Origin of the sequence: Agrobacterium sp. rho-8.1, assembly GCF_033957725.1 — a bacterium.
Taxonomy (GTDB): domain Bacteria; phylum Pseudomonadota; class Alphaproteobacteria; order Rhizobiales; family Rhizobiaceae; genus Agrobacterium.
In genome coordinates, this window is the sequence record NZ_CP192789.1 from 1180754 (window position 1) to 1201308 (window position 20555).

Annotated in this window: 16 protein-coding genes; 9 read left to right on the forward strand and 7 right to left on the reverse strand. The window is 54.9% G+C overall.

The genetic code is table 11. The annotated features are described in order from the left end of the window. Positions 1–69: 69 nt before the first annotated feature. A complete protein-coding gene (locus RMR21_RS20315; RefSeq protein WP_498671222.1) occupies positions 70–843 on the reverse strand; it encodes an amino acid ABC transporter substrate-binding protein in 774 nt (257 codons plus the stop codon). A gap of 337 nt (positions 844–1180) precedes the next feature. Here RMR21_RS20315 and minC point away from each other — a divergent pair, with 337 nt between their 5' ends. Genes minC through minE form a run of 3 tightly spaced genes read left to right on the forward strand, consistent with a single transcriptional unit; the run spans position 1181 to position 3021 of the window. Continuing rightward, on the forward strand, positions 1181–1918 hold the full coding sequence (gene minC, locus RMR21_RS20320; protein WP_498671223.1) for a septum site-determining protein MinC: 738 nt from the start codon (positions 1181–1183) through the stop codon (positions 1916–1918). 33 nt (positions 1919–1951) lie between these two features. After that, positions 1952–2764: a septum site-determining protein MinD gene (minD, locus tag RMR21_RS20325; RefSeq protein ID WP_498671225.1), complete on the forward strand. Its 813-nt coding sequence runs from the start codon at positions 1952–1954 to the stop codon at positions 2762–2764. Continuing rightward, complete coding sequence (minE, locus tag RMR21_RS20330) at positions 2761–3021, forward strand: cell division topological specificity factor MinE (RefSeq protein WP_174155179.1); 261 nt, start codon at positions 2761–2763, stop codon at positions 3019–3021. The genes minD and minE overlap by 4 nt, the downstream gene beginning before the upstream one ends. A gap of 61 nt (positions 3022–3082) precedes the next feature. Here minE and RMR21_RS20335 read toward each other — a convergent pair whose 3' ends face one another. After that, positions 3083–4288 (reverse strand): MFS transporter, encoded by a 1206-nt coding sequence (locus tag RMR21_RS20335; RefSeq protein ID WP_498671226.1) that lies wholly within the window; start codon positions 4286–4288, stop codon positions 3083–3085. A 159-nt stretch (positions 4289–4447) separates the two neighbouring features. Here RMR21_RS20335 and RMR21_RS20340 point away from each other — a divergent pair, with 159 nt between their 5' ends. Beyond that, the gene (locus tag RMR21_RS20340; RefSeq protein ID WP_498671227.1) at positions 4448–5224 is read left to right on the forward strand and encodes an AraC family transcriptional regulator; all 777 of its coding nucleotides are present in this window, start codon (positions 4448–4450) and stop codon (positions 5222–5224) included. A gap of 18 nt (positions 5225–5242) precedes the next feature. Here RMR21_RS20340 and RMR21_RS20345 read toward each other — a convergent pair whose 3' ends face one another. Further along, positions 5243–6136 (reverse strand): choline sulfate utilization transcriptional regulator, encoded by an 894-nt coding sequence (locus RMR21_RS20345; protein ID WP_498671228.1) that lies wholly within the window; start codon positions 6134–6136, stop codon positions 5243–5245. A gap of 94 nt (positions 6137–6230) precedes the next feature. Here RMR21_RS20345 and choX point away from each other — a divergent pair, with 94 nt between their 5' ends. Continuing rightward, positions 6231–7184 (forward strand): choline ABC transporter substrate-binding protein, encoded by a 954-nt coding sequence (choX, locus tag RMR21_RS20350; protein ID WP_498671229.1) that lies wholly within the window; start codon positions 6231–6233, stop codon positions 7182–7184. A 17-nt stretch (positions 7185–7201) separates the two neighbouring features. Next, the gene (gene betC, locus RMR21_RS20355; protein ID WP_498671230.1) at positions 7202–8716 is read left to right on the forward strand and encodes a choline-sulfatase; all 1515 of its coding nucleotides are present in this window, start codon (positions 7202–7204) and stop codon (positions 8714–8716) included. A 403-nt stretch (positions 8717–9119) separates the two neighbouring features. Here betC and RMR21_RS20360 read toward each other — a convergent pair whose 3' ends face one another. Further along, entirely contained in the window at positions 9120–10475 is a 1356-nt protein-coding gene (locus RMR21_RS20360) for an enoyl ACP reductase FabMG family protein (RefSeq protein ID WP_498671231.1), read from the reverse strand. 310 nt (positions 10476–10785) lie between these two features. Between RMR21_RS20360 and RMR21_RS20365 the strand changes: the two genes are divergently transcribed. Further along, on the forward strand, positions 10786–13461 hold the full coding sequence (locus tag RMR21_RS20365; protein ID WP_498671233.1) for a DNA translocase FtsK: 2676 nt from the start codon (positions 10786–10788) through the stop codon (positions 13459–13461). Between the two features lie 63 nt (positions 13462–13524). On the opposite strand, the gene RMR21_RS20370 is transcribed toward RMR21_RS20365, so the two are convergent. Next, the gene (locus RMR21_RS20370) at positions 13525–15516 is read right to left on the reverse strand and encodes a putative bifunctional diguanylate cyclase/phosphodiesterase (protein ID WP_498671234.1); all 1992 of its coding nucleotides are present in this window, start codon (positions 15514–15516) and stop codon (positions 13525–13527) included. A gap of 324 nt (positions 15517–15840) precedes the next feature. Between RMR21_RS20370 and RMR21_RS20375 the strand changes: the two genes are divergently transcribed. Continuing rightward, entirely contained in the window at positions 15841–16878 is a 1038-nt protein-coding gene (locus RMR21_RS20375; RefSeq protein WP_498671853.1) for a class I SAM-dependent methyltransferase, read from the forward strand. Between the two features lie 134 nt (positions 16879–17012). Further along, entirely contained in the window at positions 17013–17834 is an 822-nt protein-coding gene (locus tag RMR21_RS20380; RefSeq protein WP_498671235.1) for a bifunctional allantoicase/(S)-ureidoglycine aminohydrolase, read from the forward strand. Between the two features lie 264 nt (positions 17835–18098). On the opposite strand, the gene eglC is transcribed toward RMR21_RS20380, so the two are convergent. Together eglC and RMR21_RS20390 are read right to left on the reverse strand one after the other, a co-directional pair. Continuing rightward, complete coding sequence (gene eglC / locus RMR21_RS20385) at positions 18099–19535, reverse strand: endo-1,3-1,4-beta-glycanase EglC (RefSeq protein WP_498671236.1); 1437 nt, start codon at positions 19533–19535, stop codon at positions 18099–18101. Between the two features lie 160 nt (positions 19536–19695). Continuing rightward, positions 19696–20493 carry a 2-keto-4-pentenoate hydratase gene (locus RMR21_RS20390; protein ID WP_498671237.1) on the reverse strand — a complete coding sequence of 266 codons (798 nt, stop codon included), beginning with the start codon at positions 20491–20493 and terminating at the stop codon, positions 19696–19698. Between the last annotated feature and the right edge of the window lie 62 nt (positions 20494–20555).

Genomic DNA, 20555 nt, shown 5'->3' on the forward strand with positions numbered 1-20555 from the left:
CGCCGGACTTTATGATCTTATCGCAACAATGGCTTATTTTCCCGCAGGAAAATAGACGTAAAGGTCAGCTTACTTGGAGACGTCCTGACCGAAATACTTGTCGGAAATCGCCTTGTAGGTGCCATCGGTTTTGATGTCGGCCAGTGCCTTGTTGATGGAGGTAACCAGATCGTCATCGCCTTTGCGCACGATGATGCCGGAATAATCAGCGTCCGGCTTTTCAGCCACGATCTTCACGGGTGCGTTCGCCTGCTTCTTCTTGAAATCCAGATACGAGAGGCTGTCGTTGACAGTCGCGTCGGCACGACCCGTCAGAACCAGCTGGATAGACTGGTCGAAGCCATCTGTTCCAACCAGCTCGGCGCCCGCTTCTGTTGCCAGCTTGCCAAAGTTGCTCGTCAGCGATTGAGCCGATTTCTTGCCCTTCAGGTCTGCAAAGCCCTTGATGTCGGCGTTCTTCTCGCTGACGATCAGGACCGCCTTGGATGCGATATAGGGGTCGGAGAAAGCGTATTTCTGTTTGCGCGCTTCGGTGATTCCAACCTGATTGATGACGGCGTCGTAACGCTTGGAATCCAGACCAGCGATCAGGCCATCCCACTTGCCCTCGACGAACTCTGCCTTGACGCCGAGCTTCTTGGCAACGGCTTCACCGATTTCCACATCGAAGCCGACGAGCTTGTTGGCCGAATCATGAAAGGTAAATGGCGCATATGTGCCTTCGGTCCCGATCTTGATGACGCCTTCGGACTTGATCTGGTCAAGGTTTTCGCCAGCAAATGTCGGAGCAAACATGGCAGCATTCAGTGCAGCGGCGGTTGTGATTGTCTTGAGCCAGCTCATAATCTTCCTTTCAGACTTTTCTAATGATGTCTCTTCCCACAAATCGTGCCGATTTAAACGGCAGAAAGACGCAAAAAGATGCAGTTAAAGAGAATATTTTTCCCTTCTTTTGATGCGTCGCTGGGATTGTCGGTTGAAGGTTGGCTACTCACTCTCTGAAGGCGAGCCATGTCACGCCGTGGGGCAGAATCATTTGGAAATTCAGCGCTATGGCGATTCTGAAACATGGTTCTGTCAAGGCCATTTTGAGGTTAATTTCTGCTGGCCGAAACAGCGCCTGTTAATCCTTTGTTAACCACATTCGCGGTACCTGATTGTCAATGATTTCTTTACCAAGATGACCAAAGTGCTAACAGACACCTCACGCTCAATCCGCATCAAGGGCCGCTCGTTTCTTGCGGTCGTGCTCTCTCCTGAACAGCCTCTCGACCAATGGCTTGAGCGTTTGGATGATCTGGCAGCACGGTCTGCCGGTTTCTTTTTGTCACGTCCTGTGGTTCTGGATGTCGCTGATCTGAAGCTCGACAAGGCGGGACTGAAGGCCCTTCTGGCCGAACTTTTTTCGCGCAATGTCGCGATCATGGGCATCGAAGGTGCACGCCCGTCCATGATCGAGCCGGGAATGCCGCCAGCTCTGAAGGGTGGAAAGGCAGCGTCTGATGTTGATGTGGAGCCGGTATCGCTCGCCACTGTCGATGTTGCCGAGCAAATTTCGAAGCCGCCGGTGACGGAAATTCGCAGTGTGGTTCAGTCGCTGATGATCAGCGAGCCAGTTCGTTCCGGTCAATCAATCATCTTTCCTGAGGGCGATGTGACCATCGTCGGGTCTGTGGCCTCCGGTGCCGAAGTCATCGCCGGTGGATCGATCCATATTTACGGTGCGCTGCGCGGTCGCGCCATGGCAGGTTCGCTTGGCAACGCTTCGGCGCGGATATTCTGCAAGAAGCTTGAGGCCGAGTTGCTGGCCATCGATGGCGTCTACAAGGTGGCCGAAGATATCGACCCGAAGTTTCGCGGTCAGGCCGTCCAGCTGTGGCTGGAAAACGATACGATCAAAGCGGACAAACTCAATTAAGCCGTAAGCGGCAAAAACGGACAGGAGAGCAGGATGGGGAAAGTCGTCGTCGTTACTTCCGGCAAGGGAGGCGTTGGCAAAACAACGTCCACAGCCGCGCTTGGTGCTGCGCTGGCACAGAATAACGAGAAGGTCGTCGTTGTCGATTTTGACGTCGGTCTTCGCAATCTGGATCTTGTGATGGGTGCGGAACGCCGGGTCGTCTACGATCTTGTCAACGTCATCCAGGGTGATGCGAAACTGCCGCAGGCGCTGATCCGCGACAAGCGTCTCGATACGCTGTTTCTGCTTCCAGCGTCGCAGACACGCGACAAGGACAATCTGACGCCTGAGGGTGTCGAATGGGTCATCGGCGAGCTGAAGAAGCATTTCGATTGGGTCATCTGCGATAGCCCGGCTGGGATCGAACGCGGTGCGACCTTGGCTATGCGCCATGCGGATGTGGCCGTTGTCGTCACGAACCCGGAAGTGTCCTCGGTGCGTGATTCGGACCGGATCATCGGTCTGCTGGATTCCAAGACGCTCAAGGCCGAGCGCGGCGAGCGCATGGAAAAGCACCTGCTGCTTACCCGTTACGATTCGGTTCGTGCCGAACGGGGCGATATGCTGAAGGTCGAGGACGTACTGGAAATTCTGTCTATTCCGTTGATCGGCATCATTCCTGAAAGCATGGACGTTTTGCGTGCATCCAACGTCGGTGCGCCTGTTACCCTGGCGGATGCAAAGTCCCCGCCTGCCATGGCTTATTTCGATGCGGCACGCCGCCTGCGCGGCGAAGACGTTCCCATGATCATCCCTGGCGAAAAGCGTGGCATCTTCGCCAAGTTCTTCGGGAGGGCCGCATGAGCATCTTCAACCTTTTCCGCAAACAGAAATCGGCGCCTCTTGCCCGTGAGCGGTTGCAGGTTCTGCTTGCGCATGAACGCAACGGTGTCGGCAATGAGCTTGTCGCCTTGCTGCGTGAGGAAATTCTGGCTGTCATCGCCAAACATGTGCAGATCGACAGCGATAAGGTTCATGTCAAGATGGACAGTGACGAGCATATGTCGCTACTGGAAATCGATGTGGAAATTCCCTTGTCGGCACAATTGCGCGCTGCCTGACACCTGATACACACAAGAAAAAAGCCGCCTGAACAATTGTTTCAGGCGGCTTTTTTGCGCTCTAGGCTGCGCGTCGGCGGCTCGGCAATTGCGGTAGAAAGACCGTGAGCAAGCCGAGGAGGGGCATGTAGGAGCAGATGCGATAGACGAATTCTATGCCTTCGCGGTCTGCAAAGACACCGAGAACTGCGGCTCCGATGCCGCCAAAGCCGAAAGCGAAGCCAAAGAACATTCCCGCAATCAGCCCAACGCGCCCTGGCACGAGCTCCTGCGCAAAAACCACGATGGCTGAAAATGCCGATGAAAAGACAAAGCCGATGAGCACGACGAGAACAGCTGTCCACATCAGATTGGCGTAGGGCAGAAGCAGCGCAAACGGGATGACACCAAGGATCGAAAACCAGATGACGACCCGCGAGCCGAACCGGTCGCCAATCGGGCCACCGAAAAACACGCCCGCAGCGGATGCTCCAAGAAACAGGAACAGCAGCAGTTGCGCGTCCTGAACCGAAAGGCCGAACTTCTCGATGGTGTAGAATGTGAAGTAGCTTGAAAGGCTCGCAAGATAGGCGTTCTTGGTCGCCGTCAGAATGAGAAGGACGACAAGCGTCATGATGACCTTGTTTTTGGCCAGAGGCAAAGCGCGGCTGACTGGCGGACGCCCGGCATTGCTTCGACGGTGACGGCTATACCAGACGCTGACCCAGGACAGAACGGCAAAACCAACCAAGGCGATCACGGAAAACCAGCTCAGGCTCTGCTGGCCCATCGGCAGCACGATAAAGGCGGCCAAAAGCGGCCCGATCGCCGTGCCGGTGTTGCCACCAACCTGAAAGAAAGACTGTGCCAGGCCGTGGCGGCCACCGGACGCGACGCGCGCCACGCGTGACGCCTCGGGGTGAAAAATGGCAGAACCGATGCCGATCATGCAGGCGCCGATGACCAAGACCGCAAAGCTATGTGCGTAAGCGAGCGTAAACAGCCCGGCGCAGGTCGACAGCATGGCTACCGGCAGCGAAAATGGCATCGGCCATTTATCTGTCGCTATACCCACTGCTGGCTGTAGCAGCGAAGCCGTGACCTGAAAGGCGAATGTCAGCAAACCGATCTGAACGAAATCAAGCGCATAGTTTGCCTTGAGAAGCGGATAGAGCGATGTCAGCAGCGACTGCATGATATCATTGAGCATATGGCAGAAGCTGGCTGCGGCGATGATGGAAAACGTCGTTCTTTCGGCACTGAAGCTCGTGCTGGTCACACTCGCCATGGGGTCTCTCTCCAGATATTCAGCATGATTTTGCGTTCTTGTAACCCTATTGTTTTCGGCCTGCTTTTGTGGTGTGGTCTAGTTTTTACGCGAGTGGGCCAAATGTTGGATGGTCAATCCCAAAGATTGGGCTTTCTGCGCAGCGATGAGCATGACGCCATGCTCCGTTTCATCGACGGCAACAATGAATCCGTGCTGGCGCTTCGTCGCCTCTATCCCGAAGGCTTCAAGAGCCCGGTGCATCTGCACGGTAAAACTCAGCTGTGGTTTGCCCATAGCGGTGTCGTGGTCGTGAGCACGGGTGACGGGCGCTGGATGATCCCACCCGGCCACGGGCTGATCATTCCCGCCGGATTGCAGCACTCCAGCGAAATGATCAGCGAGGTGGAAATGCATTCCGTCTACGTGCATCGCAATGTCATCACCACCGACAGGCCACGCGTCGTCGAAGTCACCGCTCTTGCTGGGAACTTGATCGAGGAACTCGTTCAGGATGATGTGAACCGATCAGCCACGCGCAGGCGCGAACTGGTCATGGAATTGCTGATGGATGAAATCAGTCAGCTTCCCGAAAAGCCGCTGGGGCTTCCCTTTCCATCTCACCCAAATATTGCAGCGCTTTGCAGGCATTTTCTCAGCGCCCCAGCCGCCAACACCAGCATCGATGATTGGGCGCTGGCGCTGGGCATGAGCCGGCGAACATTTACCCGCCTGTTTCGCGCCGAAACTGGTGTAAGTTTCGTCACATGGCGCCAGCAAGCCTGTATCTTTGCCTCGCTACCGCGTCTGGCAAGCGGGGAGAGCGTCACGAATGTTGCGCTGGATGCGGGATATGAGAATGTTTCGGCCTTCACCACCATGTTTCGCCGCATGTTGGGCAGCTCACCAAGTGCTTACCTCAAATCATCGGGCTTGCGACTAGCCAGGCATCCATGATTTGAGAGTCTGTTATCGCTATGACACCGTCTCGCGCAGCCAATCCACCAGTTTTGCCGTGGCACCTTTTCTGTCGGATGAATTCATCAACCAATATCCCCGGTCCGGGGCTTCAAGTTCAGGGCCGACACTGACAAGCGCGCCGGTTTTCAGCAGATCATCCACCAGACCCGCCCAGCCAAGCGCCAATCCCTGTTGGCCAATGGCGGACTGGACCACCAGGGAATAGGTGTTGAAGCTTATGTCGCCTCTGCCGTGTTCGATGTTTCTATGGACACCAGCAGCGGCGAGATAACTGGACCAATCGTGCCACGTTGATGCCCACGAGCTTTCGAGATGGATGAGCTTTAGTTTGGCGAAATCTTCCGGCGTTACCGCTTCAGATGTGGCACTCAAAAAGCCGGGTGCGCAAACGGGCCTTACTTTTTCCGGCAGTAGCAACGTCGCGTTTCGTCCCGCCTCTTCGCGGGTTCCGAAAATGACAAGAACATCATCTTCACCCGTATTCTGACGGAGCGGGTTCTGTGTCGCGGCGATCTGAATGTTGATATCGGGATAGAGGGCGCGGAACTCTTGCATTCTGGGAATGAGCCAAAGTGAAGAAAACGCGTAGTCCGTGTGCAGTCGAACGGCAGGTCTTTCATCGGCCTTGAACGCACCGGCCAACTGGTCGATCTCTGCAACGTGACGGCTGACGAGATCGTAGAGCGCCCTGCCTTCCTGCGTCAGTTCGACGCCGCGGTGCTGGCGCTTCAGAATACTGACACCCAATTCATCTTCCAGACGTCTGATCTGATAACTCACCGCAGGCTGTGTCAGACCCAATCCCTGGGCTGCGGCGGTCAGACTGCCGCGCCTGCCGATTTCCAGCAATATCCGCATCCACCCCAGATTGATTGGTCGATCAGCCATAAAAAATCCTTTTGCCAGATATCAAAAAATATCCGCTTCACGGCAGAGATCAATCCGTTGTTCACTAAAATACTGGATTAATCGGAGAACAGCGATGAACAGGAATTTTCGTACGGGACGCATCACCGCAGGCATCCTTCTGCTCGCTGCTGCTTTTGCAGGCAACGCACAAGCAGCGGATGATGCTGCCTGCAAAATGATCCGGTTGAGCGATCCTGGTTGGACCGACATCACTGCCACCAATGGCGTCGCAACAGTTTTGCTGGGTGCGCTTGGATACGAACCTGACGTCAAGACGCTCTCGGTTCCGATCGGTTATCAGGCCATGAAAAACGCAGAGATCGACGTTTTTCTCGGTAACTGGATGCCCGCCCAGAAGTCGTTTATCGACGATCTGAATTCCGCAAAAGCTATCGAAATTATCGGGCAGAACCTGGAGGGTGCCAAATTTACGCTCGCCGTTCCATCCTACATGGCGGAAAAAGGTATCAAGAGTTTCGCTGACCTGTCCAAACATGCAGATGAGTTCGACAAGAAGATTTACGGTATCGAACCCGGCGCACCTGCCAATCAGAATATCCAAAAAATTATCGCGGATGAAAAATTCGGTCTGAAAGACTGGGAACTGGTCGAATCCGGTGAGCAGGCGATGTTGTCTCAGGTAGAGCGCGCGGCGAAATCCAAAAAGGGTGTCGTGTTTCTGGCTTGGGCGCCTCATCCGATGAACGAGAAATTTTCGATCGAATATCTATCCGGTGGCGATGATTATTTCGGACCGGATTTTGGTGGCGCGCAGGTCTACACCCTGGCCAGAACCGGTTGGACAGCGCAGTGCCCGAACGCTGCCAGCCTGTTTAAAAACCTCAAATTCGATGTGGGCATGGAAAACAAGCTCATGGGTGAAATTCTCGCTGGCCAGACGTCCACCGACGCGGCAACAGCGTGGCTCAAAGCCAATCCAAAAATCATCGACACATGGCTTTCCGACGTGAAGACGCTGGATGGCAAGCCGGGTGATGCTGCGGTCAAGGCAGCGGTCGGTCTGTGATATCGGGATAAGAGTGCATGACGCGTCAGAATTTTCTCATTCTCATGGTCGATCAGTTGAACGGAACGTTCTTCCCTGATGGACCAGCGGATTTTCTCCATGCGCCACATTTGAAGGCCTTGGCGGAGCGCTCCGTTCGCTTTTCCAACAGCTATACGGCCAGTCCGCTGTGCGCGCCTGCACGGGCGTCGTTCATGTCCGGCCAGTTGCCAAGCCGTACACGGGTTTACGATAATGCAGCGGAGTTTGCTTCCGACATCCCGACCTATGCGCACCATTTGCGCTCTGCGGGGTATTATACGGGTCTATCCGGCAAAATGCATTTCGTCGGACCTGACCAGTTACATGGTTTCGAAGAGCGACTGACGACGGATATCTATCCTGCAGATTTCGGTTGGACACCTGATTATACCAAGCCCGGCGAGCGAATAGACTGGTGGTATCATAATCTCGGTTCCGTCACAGGGGCGGGCGTTGCCGAAATCACCAATCAGATGGAATATGACGATGAGGTCGCCTACCACGCCTCGCGCAAGCTCTACGACCTGTCTCGCGGACTGGATGACCGTCCATGGTGCCTGACCGTCAGCTTCACCCATCCGCACGACCCGTATGTCGCAAGGCGCCAATACTGGGATTTGTACGATGATTGTCCGGCGCTTGGACCGCAAATTGGGGCACTGCCGTTCGACAAACACGATCCGCATTCGCAGCGGTTGCTGGAAGCCTGCGACCATCAGGCCTTTGAGATAACGCCTGAACAGGTCCGGCGCGCGAGACAGGGCTACTTTGCCAATATCTCCTATGTCGACGACAAGATCGGCGAGATCATGGATGTGCTGAAACGTACGCGAATGGATGACAACACGACGATCGTTTTTCTCTCCGACCACGGTGACATGTTGGGAGAACGCGGTCTGTGGTTCAAAATGTGCTTTTTCGAAGGTTCAGTACGCGTTCCCCTGATGATCTCAACGCCGGGTTGGAGCGGAAGGCAGGTCGATACGCCTGTCTCGACGCTGGATGTGACACCGACCCTGTGTTCTCTCGCTGGCCTCGATATCACTGCGCTGAGACGGTGGACCGATGGCGAGGATTTGTCCGGGCTCGCGCAGCAATCTACCGGACGTAGTCCCGTCCCGATGGAATATGCAGCCGAGGGGTCAATCGCGCCGCTGGTGGCCATACGCGACGGGCGTTACAAGCTGATGATTTGCGACAGCGATCCTCCGATGCTGTTCGATCTGGAGACTGATGCTAACGAGCGCTACAACCTTGCTGGCGATCCGCACCACCAGGCGGCTTTAGCATCACTTATGGGGCAAGTGAAAAGCCGCTGGGATTTGGCCTCGTTCGATGCCTCGGTTCGCGAAAGTCAGGCACGCCGACAGGTGGTTTACAAGGCACTGCGAAATGGTGCCTATTATCCATGGGACCATCAGCCGCTCCAGAAAGCATCAGAGCGCTACATGCGAAACCACATGGATTTGAATGTTCTTGAAGAAAACCAGAGATTTCCTAGAGGCGAATGATTGATGAGGGGTGGCCGACGAGCTCTCGTTTCACGTCAAAAGGCCGCTGCCCAACTCTTGGAGTTGGTATCAAAATACCGCAAAATGCACGGTTTGTGACACGTCGGACGACACAATTTTTCTTCTAAAGTCAGTGACCTTGCCATATGAAACGCAACGGAAAACCGAGCGGTGTATCCTTGTGGCGGGAGCGGTCTCATCCCTTGCCGCCAACATCGGTAGCTCGGCGCATCTACGGCGTGCTTGTGTTACGGCGGCCGGATAGCAAGACCGTCGATTTTATCGAGCGTGTGACATGCCATGCAGTGTTTCAACGAGACGCAACCCCGAGAGGTTGAAATAACACCGTTTTCAGCCTGCGCGCAAAGCATGCAGGGTTCCGATTAGTCCAACAACTTCACGCTTACGCTGCTTTTGTTGCAGTCATGTTAGCGGACGTCTCGCCCTGGTGTGCCGCATTCAGACGGCGCGCTACGATGTCGTGGTTCAGCCACTGAACGGGCGCGCGTGGCTGAGACGATGCGCCGAAAATAAGTTGACCAGTCGCTTCCACGACAAGCGCACTCAACAGATCGCTGATCATGTTCTTGCTGTCACGATGCATCGCGGTGATCTCGTTCGACGTGCCGATGGTCAGGTCAGCCTGCGTTTGGCTGTTGGGCATTGGCCAAGCAGTGAAATCGTAGAACGGAACCATGACATCGCTGGCCTGCAGATTGCTGATCTTGCGCATGACGTCATCAAGCGTGAAACCGTCGGCTAGAAGTGCTTCGCAGGCGGCCCACTGCTCGTCTGCCCACTTGCTGCCGTTTTCTTTTTTGAGCGCCAGCAAGAGCGGTATCAACGGCAGTTCGATGCCGGTGAACACGTCGGAAGAATTCGTACGAATCTCAGGGCAGTTGTACACGCAAGCCTTCACGCCCTTGGCCCAGGCTTCTTCGGCAATGCCTTCAAGACGCATCTTTGCGTAGCCTTGGGTGTAATTCGTGTAGGTCTGCCAACGGTATTCACCGTCGATCAGGATGCCTGTTCCATGGTAACCGTAAGCTGTGTAGCGAACCTGTCCACCGGATGTTTCGACGCGCTCGCGGATGGATGCGCTGGCGTCGATCAAGTGACGGAACGTGTTGGCTGAAACCTCGTCGAAATTCCGCAGAATGAGCTTGCCCATATCGCTGTCGATCAACGACTGCGATGACATGTGGCGAGCGCCGGTGCCCTTGTAGATGCGATTGGCAATGACCAGGAAAACCTTGGCTTTCGGAATTCCGCCTGCCATCGTATGTGCGAAGAAGACGTTGCGGCCATTCGGGATCATGTCATTGAGCGTGGCCATGACCTGCGACAGCGATTCTTTAAAACGTGCTGTGGCGATGGCCTGGCATTTTTCGATATAATCCCAGTCGAGTTTTTCGCGCTCCCAGCTTTCCAGCGTCAGGCCAGCGAGAAGATCTGTCGGTGTCGGGCCGTTTTCAGGCGCATCGAGATCGAACCCAGCCATCATCGGCACGTTGATGATCGTTCCGCCGAGACGCGCTTCAGCTTCGGAAAGCTCGTCGCTGGTCAGCGGACGAAGAGCGTTGTTCTCGTCACGACGTCCAACCGTGATCCCAACGATGCGCATTCCAGCTTTCCGGGCCTGGTCAAGAAGGCCTGTCGCATAGCCACGTCCGAACAGTTCGCCGAACAGCACAAAGACATCGTCTTTTTTAAACACGGTGTTTTCGGAGATAGTCTCCATCGCAATCGGGTTTTTCATGTGCTCAGTTCTTCAGATTGGGGCGTCGGCAAATCACCGCGACAGTTGTGTAAGACTAAATGACTGGAGACGGCCCAGAAAGAAAGTCATTTAAAATGACGGAATATATCAAAACGTGAAGTGAAAGGCCGTTCGTGTGTCAGGTCACCCCAATCGGCTTCAGGCTCTGCAGATGATCTGACGTTACGTGGGGCGTGTCTGGATGGACACAGCGGAAAAGTCGCTTGGGAAAAATCACCTCCATCGACGCTTTGGCAACAGGTGATTAACCTTTATTTTCTATTCCATTTGCTGTGCCGAATGTCCGTTTATGATGAGTGTACAGGCTGTGATGCGTATTCCCCGTTCAAATTTAAACCATTCCATCAATGCGATAGAAGAGAGGGGAGCAACGAAGCCCGTGGCAGAACCGAATGTGACGCAGAGCGCGTCAGACGGAATGATTCCGTTGACGGCTGATCAGCGTGCCGTCATGGGTCACAACGCAGATCAGATTGCCGCTAACGCGATCGAGGGGCGTGACGAGATGCCGTTGTGGCAGAACGCCTTTACCCTGGGGCCCAATGTCCGCTTTACCCGGACCCCCCAAAATATCGTTGCTGGAAAGCAGTCGACAGGTAGTGCGCCCGGCAAGACCGAGGATGATGTCGATTCTTTCGCGCACCCAGATATCAAGGCTGTCAGTATCGAATCAACCGAGCCGAAAGTGACGGATGAAGAACGCAAAATCGCCAGGCCGGCCGTGTTGCCGCAGCCGCCAGGCGCGATTGGCGCACTTGCTTTGACATACCGCTTGCGCCGCGAATTGGCTTTGAAGCAGAGAGAAGTCGCCGAGCCCGTCGAGTCGGCGTCCGATACGGCCCAGCCGGCACGAGCAAATGTGGTGGAGCAGGTCGATGTGGTTTGCTTTCCTTCCGAACGTGACAACAAAAGCTCTGTCGAAACGCTTGATGTGCCTGCCTTCGCTGCGTCTCTGTCAGACGAGATGTTCTGGGAAGCGATGAGCCTGGATGTGGGCGGTGCCATGCTGCCACCGTCAAAGCCCATGCGGCTCGCAGAACTGGCCCGGATCAAGGCTCAGACCGTGGCCCCATCCCCAGTCAAACCGTTGGCACCTGTCGCTGCGAGACCTGCTCCTGTGCAGATTATTCGTCAGCTAAGGCCCGTTGCTGACGGGCTTGTCCTCTCCAACGCTGGAGAATCGGCTGTCGCGCTCTATCGACAACTGGACATTCGTGCGGTTGGACCGAGGGAAACGGCTGTCGAGAACGTGGAAGACGTTAGCGCAGCACCGGTCGAAGAAACGGTGCAGGTTGTTCCGCCGGCCGCGCAAGCCACCATTTCGGCTCCCGTTGCCAGCCCGCCGCGTCGCGAGATGCGCACGGTTGCTCGCAACAATCAGCCCATGTTCCTGGATGCTCCGGTTTTCTGCGAAGGTGAATACGAATATCCGCCCATCGACCTGCTTCAGAAGGCGCAGGTTCTACAGACGACGACGATGACGCCGGAAGCGCTGGAACAGAGCGCCGGTCTGCTGGAAAGCGTGCTTGAAGATTTCGGGGTTAAAGGTGAGATTATCGACGTTCGTCCCGGTCCGGTCGTCACGCTCTACGAGTTTGAGCCTGCGCCTGGCGTCAAGTCTTCGCGTGTCATTGGCCTTTCGGATGATATTGCCCGTTCCATGTCGGCTCTGTCTGCCCGCGTTGCCGTGGTGCCCGGCCGTAATGTCATCGGCATCGAATTGCCCAACCCGGTGCGCGAGACGGTCTATTTCCGGGAACTGATCGAATCTTACGATTACGCCGAAACGCGAATGAAGCTGGCGCTTTGCCTTGGCAAGACCATTGGCGGCGAGCCTGTCGTGGCAGAACTCGCTAAGATGCCGCATCTTCTGGTGGCTGGTACCACGGGTTCGGGCAAGTCGGTCGCGATCAACACCATGATCCTGTCGCTGCTCTACCGGTTGAAGCCGGAGGAGTGCCGCCTGATCATGGTCGATCCCAAGATGCTGGAATTGTCGGTCTACGATGGCATTCCGCACCTGCTGACACCGGTTGTGACGGACCCGAAAAAGGCCGTGATGGCACTGAAATGGGCCGTGCGCGAAATGGAAGACCGGTATCGCAAGATGTCGCGTCTGGGTGTGCGCAATATCGACGGTTACAATGCCCGTGCGGCGTCTGCCCGTGCCAAGGGTGAAACCGTGATGTGCAATGTGCAAACCGGGTTTGATCGTGCGACTGGTGAAGCCGTTTACGAGCAGGAGGAAATGGACCTCACGGCTATGCCGTACATCGTCATCATTGTCGATGAAATGGCCGACCTGATGATGGTTGCCGGTAAAGAGATCGAGGGTGCGATCCAGCGGCTTGCCCAAATGGCGCGTGCTGCCGGTATTCACCTTATCATGGCGACACAGCGACCGTCCGTCGATGTGATCACCGGCACCATCAAGGCCAACTTCCCCACGCGTATTTCCTTCCAGGTGACATCCAAGATCGATAGCCGCACCATCTTGGGTGAGCAGGGTGCCGAACATCTGCTGGGGCAGGGCGATATGCTGCACATGGTGGGTGGCGGACGCATTGCGCGTGTGCACGGGCCTTTCGTCTCTGACGAAGAAGTCGAAAAGGTCGTCGCGCATCTGAAGACACAGGGACGTCCGGAATATCTGGGCACCGTGACAGAAGATGCCGATGAGGCCGATGACGGCGAGGAAGAAGACAGCGCCGTCTTCGACAAAACCGCCATGGCCGAGGACGACACTGCCGATCTCTACGAAAAAGCCGTGAAGGTCGTTCTGCGCGACAAGAAGTGCTCGACCTCCTATATCCAGCGGCGCCTGTCGATTGGGTACAATCGCGCCGCATCTCTGGTGGAGCGTATGGAACAGGAAGGCATCGTTGGGCCTGCCAACCATGTCGGCAAACGCTCGATCATCGTCGGGGAGCGCGATATGTGCGAGGTTCCCGGCGCCGTGGACTGATCAGTCCGCTGCCACCGAGAAACCAGGAGACCGCAAACCCGGCAGCACTTGCCGGGTTTCTTATCACGCAGGCTGGTTCAGGCTGCGGGGACGATAGGTCATCTCTTTGGTCCACAGGTTGGCCGGTGCCGGGCGTCCGACGTAGTAGCCCTGCGCCTGGTTGATCCGCAGTTCTTTGAGAAGCTCAAGCTGCTCGGCGGTCTCAACCCCTTCCACCAGAATTTTATTACCACGGTTTCGAATGAGGGCGATGATATCGCTCAACATGAGTTTCCCACGCGGCGTCTGCGCGTCGTGCAAGAACGACTTGTCTATTTTCACCGTGTCGAAATCGATGAGCCTCAGCCATGACAGGCCGGCAAAACCCGTGCCGAAATCATCGAGCCATATTTTAATCCCGAGTGTCTTGAGATCGCTGATGCAACGAAGGACATCGGAATTCATGTCCATTTCCAGGCCCTCGGTGATTTCGAAGGCCAAACGTCCACCGGACACGCCGACGTCCCCGAGAATAGCCGCCACCGATGTCGCAAACCCCGGGCTCTTGAGCTGGATGGGTGAAACATTGACGCTGACGATGGGTATTTTCTCGCAGTTCAGCGCCTGCTGACACGCGGTGCGAATTGCCCACAGGCCAAGCTCCATGATCGTCCCTGTCCGTTCGGCGATGGGAATGAAGATGCTGGGTGGCACATGCGTCCCATCCAGAAGTTTCAGCCGCATCAAGGACTCCGCGCCGATGATGGTGTTGGTTTTCAGATCCTTGATCGGTTGATAAACCAGCGACACCAGATTTTGCGCGATCGCGATATTGAGGAGTGCTGCGACATTTTCCGTGTCGTCGCTGTGTTGCGGGTCGTTGGGGTCGAATAGCTTGACGGTGTTGCGGCCATTCTCTTTTGCAAGATAAAGCGCGCGGTCGGCCTCGTTGATGATCCGTTCCAGCTTCGGGTCCTGTTGCGGACGGGTAAACGACGCGCCGACACTGACCGTGATGACGGAGGTCCCATCCCGACGCCTTTCATGCGCCAGACGCATATCCTCCACGGTCGTTCGAAGTGTCTCTGCAATGTCTTCTATGTCTTTGGCTGACGTAAAACGGGCAAGCGCAATGAACTCTTCGCCGCCGTAACGACCGATCACGGCATCGAACCGGCTCATGCTGGCTTGCAGCGTCTGCGCGACCTGGATCAGGCACCGATCACCCTCCTGATGCCCGTAGAAGTCATTATACTTCTTGAAGAAATCCACATCGATCAGGAATACCGCGAAGTTGTGCTGGTGGTTGACCCAGCCATCCCAAAGCTGCCGTAGCCTGCTATCGATAGCGCGTCTATTTTCGAGACCGGTCAAAGGGTCGGTGTTTGACAGATGGAGCAACGCTTCACCGCGCTGTTCTGCCTCACGCTGCTGGACCTTCGCCTCCACGGCGTTGAGAAAGACCTGGTAGCGCTCGCGGTTAAGACGCAAATTGACGTAGGACGTGAAGACGAAGCACGAGAAATAGAACGCCCCGAAATTGATCTGGTAATAAATATCCTCGTGAAAATAGCTGAGAGCGACGAAGTATATGACCAGCACGAGGCTTGAGGCGATCAACGACAGAACGAAATTGAACGTGAAAAACAGATTGGCACCCATCATGAAGATGGCGCCGAAAACCATGTAATAGGACATGTTGGTGATATACGTCGTCATCATGGCCGGCATGAGCCACGCGATATAACCACACACCAGCGCTGTAGCACAGGCGATGTCCATATGGCTTGTCTTGACGTTGGCGCGGATTTGCATTTCCAGCATCATCAAGGCGGCAATGCCGACGACGAACCTTGCAAACATCGTGTGTGGTGAAACATCCGGAATAAGCAGGATGTCAGTTACCGAAAACAGCAGATAGATCGGCACCGCGATCCATAGCCCCTGCCGTATTGAGGTGCGTCTGCTGGCGTCTGCCTCTTTTAAAAAGAGTGCTCTCGAAGCATCGGTTGACCGCTCTTGCGATGCATCCAGTTGCGGATCAAGTCCCACCACATCTGCCAAAGTGTGCGTCATGCACTTTTCCATAGGTTGCAATAATAGTGCCAGGTTACATCCGGAAGAATTGTGAACTACATTTCCGGAAATTTTTCGTTACTTTTGTTTCTTCAATCTGGTGATGTCAGAAACAAGAGATATTCCCGCTATTATGGCGTGCGTCGAGCTTAAATTTGTTTAAGCAAAAAGAAAATTACAATCGATCTGCCGTTTACCTTAATAAAAAGTTTCCCGTCAGGCGGCGGTTTTATCCATGTGCACCACATTGACTTGCATTCAAATAAAGAGTGAATTGTTTCAAAGTTAACAAAGCGTTAATCAGGAGATTTATCTTTGTCCAGTGTGCTGAATAGAAAATTTGATGGTGAAAGTCTTATTACGCCTGAAACAATATCAGATGAAATATTCGCTCAACGCTCAGATGATTTTAAAGAGCAAATTGCAATTGCTGAAGCTGAGGTCGCAATCCTTCTCAATTTGGCGCACCAGCAATTTCTGAATGATGCTGCACCGCAGCAAATTATACATGAAGTCGCGGGACGGTTACATCAAAGCAGGGAGAGATACCACTCGAGCGTGTGGAAGGAGATCATCCCTCTGGTTCAGAACCATCCCGTTGCGGAGTATTTCCTGCAGGATCCCTTCACCCATTGGTCGTTCGACAAGCCGCGCGGATATTCCGGCGATGCTCAGCTTCTCGACTTCATCTATGGCCACCCAAGTGTGCAGGACAAGATTGTGGCTGCATCACCGATTGGCACAGCGCTTTACGACTATACCAAGGATGCTTCATCCTCTGTGGCCGTGCGGGAGCGTCGCGATATACTGACGAAATATGTTGACGACATTGCCAATGTGCGTGGACCAGACACCGAGGTCCTGACGATTGCCGCGGGGCACTTGCGCGAAGCCAATAGCTCGGCTGCCTTGGCGCAGGGCAAGATCAAGCGTTGGGTCGCTCTTGACCAGGACCCGCTCAGCGTCGGTGCCATCATGCGTGATTTCCACGGAACCTGCATCGAGGCGATCGACGGGTCGGTGCGCGGAATTTTGTCGCGTCGCCAGGAACTCGGCACCTTCGACTTCGTCTATGCGGCTGGCCTTTACGACTATCTGGTCGACAAGGTGTCTATCAAGTTGACGCAGCGCTGCCTGGAGATGCTGAAGCCTGGCGGCAGTTTCCTGTTTGCGAATTTCTCTCAGGATATTGGCGTGGATGGCTATATGGAATCCTTCATGAACTGGGCGCTTCTTTTGCGCACAGAGCAGGATATGTGGGATATCATCAATGCCAGCATCGACCCGTCATTGGTCGAAGCAGAGGTGTTTTTCGGTGAGAATCGCAACATCGTCTACGGCGTCATCCGCAAGATAGCGTGATGGATCTCTAAGGCTGTCGCGATGCCGGACAGGCGTCGCGACAGGATGCTTGAAAATCGTTCATGAGTGATTCCCTTCCAAGTCGAAAGGCTCTAATGATTTTGCGCTGACATGGCGTATCTTTGGAGTGCATGATGGACAATAAGCGATATTATTCTGATTTTGGCGGCCTTCCGGGCCAGACTGAATTGCTTTCGAGCAAGGCGACGTTCACCACGGCCTATGCCGTCATTCCAAAGCGTGTGATGTCGGATATCGTCACAAGTATTCTCCCTCATTGGGCAGAGACACGCGCCTGGATCATCTCGCGCCCGATGACCGGTTTCTCCGAGACCTTCGCGCAATATGTCATGGAGGTTCAGCCCGGCGGTGGCAGCGATAGACCGGAACCGGACGTACGCGCGCAAGCCGCGATTTTCGTTGTCGATGGTGAGTTGAGCATTGAGTATGAGGGTCAAAGACACGCTCTGCGCGCGGGCTCTTTCGCCTACATTCCCGCTGGTAGTGCCTGGACGCTGCGCGGCGAAGGCAACATCCCTGTCAAATTCCATTGGGTCAGAAAAGTCTTTGACGTTGTCGAGGGGCTGGAGTTGCCACCGGCGATCTTCACGCATGAAGACGACCACGAACTTTCCGCCATGCCTGATACAGATGGCAAGTGGGCAACGACGCGCTTTATCGATCCCGCAGACGGTCGTTATGACATGCACCTCAACATCGTTACGTTTGAGCCCGGTGCAACCATTCCCTTCATGGAAACCCATGTCATGGAGCACGGGCTATTCGTGCTGGAAGGCAAAGCCGTCTACAGGCTGAACAATGATTGGGTGGAAGTTGAAGCGGGCGACTTCATGTGGCTTCGCGCATTCTGCCCACAAGCCTGCTATGCGGGTGGGCCTGGGCGTTTCCGATACCTTCTCTACAAGGATGTAAACCGTCACGTGAAGCTTTGGTAACGTCGATTTCGCCAAATTGGCTTAACCTTGCAATGAGACCGTATGCATAGGCGTGCAACGCATACCTATGCCGGTTGTCCCAGCATATGACATTCAGGTCTGTCATGCGCTGGACAAGTTTCCGCACACCTGGAAACCAAGCCTGTAGTGCAGTCATCGGATGATGGCACCTTGGAACCGGACACATTCGCGATATCGAGCGAGGAGTTTTGCGGGTCACGCATGCATGCAATGAGCGCCGCCCTTTCAAGCGGCGCTCATCGTTTATACCAGCAGATTTTCCGTCGAGGCTGACTGAGCCATCTGGTTCACGGCCGGGTCATTGATCGAATATGCATGGATATAGTCGATCTTCATTTCGGAGCCGTTCGGCAAGCCGTCTGCCGGCGTTCCAGCGACGCCGCCTACGGCAAGATTAACGAGCAGATACATGGGGTCGTGCATGTCCGACGGCGTTTTTGTCTGCGCCACCGCCACATCATCGAAATACCAGGTGACATAATCTTTGTCCCACAGCATTCCGTACTTGTGGAAACCTTCGGTGCTGGAAACCTGCACATTGTTGATGGTCGATGTTTGCTCGCCCGTTTCATTGGAATGCGAAGACATGATCAGTGTATTGGGGTTTTGCCCGCGCATCTCGATGACATCGAGCTCCGGTGGCCATTTGCCATCGGTGGGCAACAGCCAGAAAGCAGGCCACGCCCCCTGATCGCTTGGCATATCCGCGCGGATTTCAAAATAGCCGTAGGTCTGGGAAAAGGATGGATGCGTGGTCAACATGCCCGACGTATAATCATAACCACCAATCGCATCCGAAATCGAATCGGGGGTAGGGGCCGCCGTGATCGTCAGAACGCCGTTCTGCACGGAAAACGGATTGACCGATGATGTCGGCTGATAGGCCGGATTGATGTACCACTGCTGTTCGGAATTGGTGTGCAGGCTACCACCAGACTCACCCGCCCACCAAAATTTCGGTTCCCAAACGCCTGCCTGACCATCACTGAGAGATAGCGAGTTGAATTCGTCGGAGAAAGTGGATGTGAGTTGGGAGCGGTCCAACGTGAGTCTGAACTGGTTGGGATTCAGGCTATCAGCTGTCGTATTGGCCAATACGACGCTTTCGCCGTTGTCGAAATTGAGCCAGAGGTCAGCACCCTTTTGGGTCGATGCTGAGAGAATATGATCAAAGGATGTAACGCCGTACCCATCCAGTCTGATGATATCGTCGGAACCGAAGTCCGTGATCAGGTCCGTGCCGTTGCCCTTGGCAAAGACGAAGGTATCGGCGCCGCCCGCACCTGTCAGGACATCGTTACCGGCACCGCCGTCGATTGTCTGTTTTCCGGAACCACCGCTGATAATGTTATCGGTTGTATTTCCGAACGCAGTGCGTCCATCCCCCGTGACGGTGAGATTTTCAAAGTTCTCAGGAAGCGTGTAGCTCATCCACGTGTCGATTGTGTCGATGCCCTCACCGGCAGCTTCAGCCGCACGGTTGGATGTCGAATAAAGGTAGTAAATATCGTCACCCGTGCCACCATGCATGGTGACGTTGACACTGCTGTCACCCCACATCGAGTCGTTTTTGGTGGTGCCGTAAAGATCGAGACCAGAGCCGGTCGCCGAGAAAAAGCCGGTGGACGTATCGCTATAATATAGCGGCTTTCCAAGAGCATTCAAAATCGATTTCGCCATCGAACCATCTCCTGTTGAAACTGTCCTCCCCGTGACACCCTCTCCACGGAGAAGTGTAACAGCGACGACGTTTTCATTTATGGCGGAAATGCGATAAATCGTCCTGAGACCCACCTGAAAAGTAACGGGTATGCGGTGGCAGGCAGGGCTTGAAACAGGATTACCGTGCCGGGAGTGTCACCACCAACTGCCCGATGTCACCCCAGGATACCTTGATAGATGTTTGTCCAGACAGCCTGATCAGGCCGCAGAGACTGCCTGTTGTCACCACCTGACCGCGCTTGAGTCCACCAAGATGGTCGAGCGGGGCATTGGCATAGGACAGCAGCGGGGCCAGAGGATCGCTTTGTGGGTGCTTGGGCACCGCCGCAAACAGAACCTCCGTGCCGCTTTCCAGAACGAGCGCAGGTAATGTTGCGTCATGATTGGCCAGTCGTTCCATAATCGAGTGATCGACTTCCGGCCCGAGAACGAAAGAATGATTGCCAAGACGATCCGCAAGATGGAGCGCAAACGGCGCCTTGTTTTCCTCGATCATCCGGTAGCTGACAAGCTCCGCGCCCATATGCACCGATGCGACGCGGGCCAGAATGTCTTCACGAGAGTAGTCGGAGTTTGCTTCCGGCGCAGGAATATCCTCTGCCAGAACAAAACAGATTTCGATTTCAATCCCGACCGCCCCCGGTTTGGGGACGTCAAAAGCGGTATCCGTGACAGTGTCGAAGAGATCCAGAAGCGGTGCAGCAACAGCACGAACGCCATTCATCGCCACCTTCCAGCCGCCAACCTCTTTCCCGATGGCCGCTGCCGCTATAGCCTGCGCTGCCATACCGGTTTCGACAGTATCAGGCACGAGACCCTTGGTCTCAAGTTGCGCGGCGCTGAGTGAAGACTGCTGGTTTTCAGCCTCGGCGAGAATAGCACCAAGTCTTATGTTCGCCTCTGTCATCGTCGTCATGCGAAACGCTCCCGTAACGTCAGTCCCTGACAGATTTCATTGCAGTCATTTGCGGCGATGAC

Excerpts from the sequence above, each read along its gene's own strand:
- RMR21_RS20315 (WP_498671222.1), bottom strand. The coding sequence starts at position 843 with ATGAGCTGGCTCAAGACAATCACAACCGCCGCTGCACTGAATGCTGCC.
- minC (WP_498671223.1), top strand. The coding sequence starts at position 1,181 with ATGACCAAAGTGCTAACAGACACCTCACGCTCAATCCGCATCAAGGGC.
- minD (WP_498671225.1), top strand. The coding sequence starts at position 1,952 with ATGGGGAAAGTCGTCGTCGTTACTTCCGGCAAGGGAGGCGTTGGCAAA.
- minE (WP_174155179.1), top strand. The coding sequence starts at position 2,761 with ATGAGCATCTTCAACCTTTTCCGCAAACAGAAATCGGCGCCTCTTGCC.
- RMR21_RS20335 (WP_498671226.1), bottom strand. The coding sequence starts at position 4,288 with ATGGCGAGTGTGACCAGCACGAGCTTCAGTGCCGAAAGAACGACGTTT.
- RMR21_RS20340 (WP_498671227.1), top strand. The coding sequence starts at position 4,448 with ATGCTCCGTTTCATCGACGGCAACAATGAATCCGTGCTGGCGCTTCGT.
- RMR21_RS20345 (WP_498671228.1), bottom strand. The coding sequence starts at position 6,136 with ATGGCTGATCGACCAATCAATCTGGGGTGGATGCGGATATTGCTGGAA.
- choX (WP_498671229.1), top strand. The coding sequence starts at position 6,231 with ATGAACAGGAATTTTCGTACGGGACGCATCACCGCAGGCATCCTTCTG.
- betC (WP_498671230.1), top strand. The coding sequence starts at position 7,202 with ATGACGCGTCAGAATTTTCTCATTCTCATGGTCGATCAGTTGAACGGA.
- RMR21_RS20360 (WP_498671231.1), bottom strand. The coding sequence starts at position 10,475 with ATGAAAAACCCGATTGCGATGGAGACTATCTCCGAAAACACCGTGTTT.
- RMR21_RS20365 (WP_498671233.1), top strand. The coding sequence starts at position 10,786 with ATGATGAGTGTACAGGCTGTGATGCGTATTCCCCGTTCAAATTTAAAC.
- RMR21_RS20370 (WP_498671234.1), bottom strand. The coding sequence starts at position 15,516 with ATGACGCACACTTTGGCAGATGTGGTGGGACTTGATCCGCAACTGGAT.
- RMR21_RS20380 (WP_498671235.1), top strand. The coding sequence starts at position 17,013 with ATGGACAATAAGCGATATTATTCTGATTTTGGCGGCCTTCCGGGCCAG.
- eglC (WP_498671236.1), bottom strand. The coding sequence starts at position 19,535 with ATGGCGAAATCGATTTTGAATGCTCTTGGAAAGCCGCTATATTATAGC.
- RMR21_RS20390 (WP_498671237.1), bottom strand. The coding sequence starts at position 20,493 with ATGACGACGATGACAGAGGCGAACATAAGACTTGGTGCTATTCTCGCC.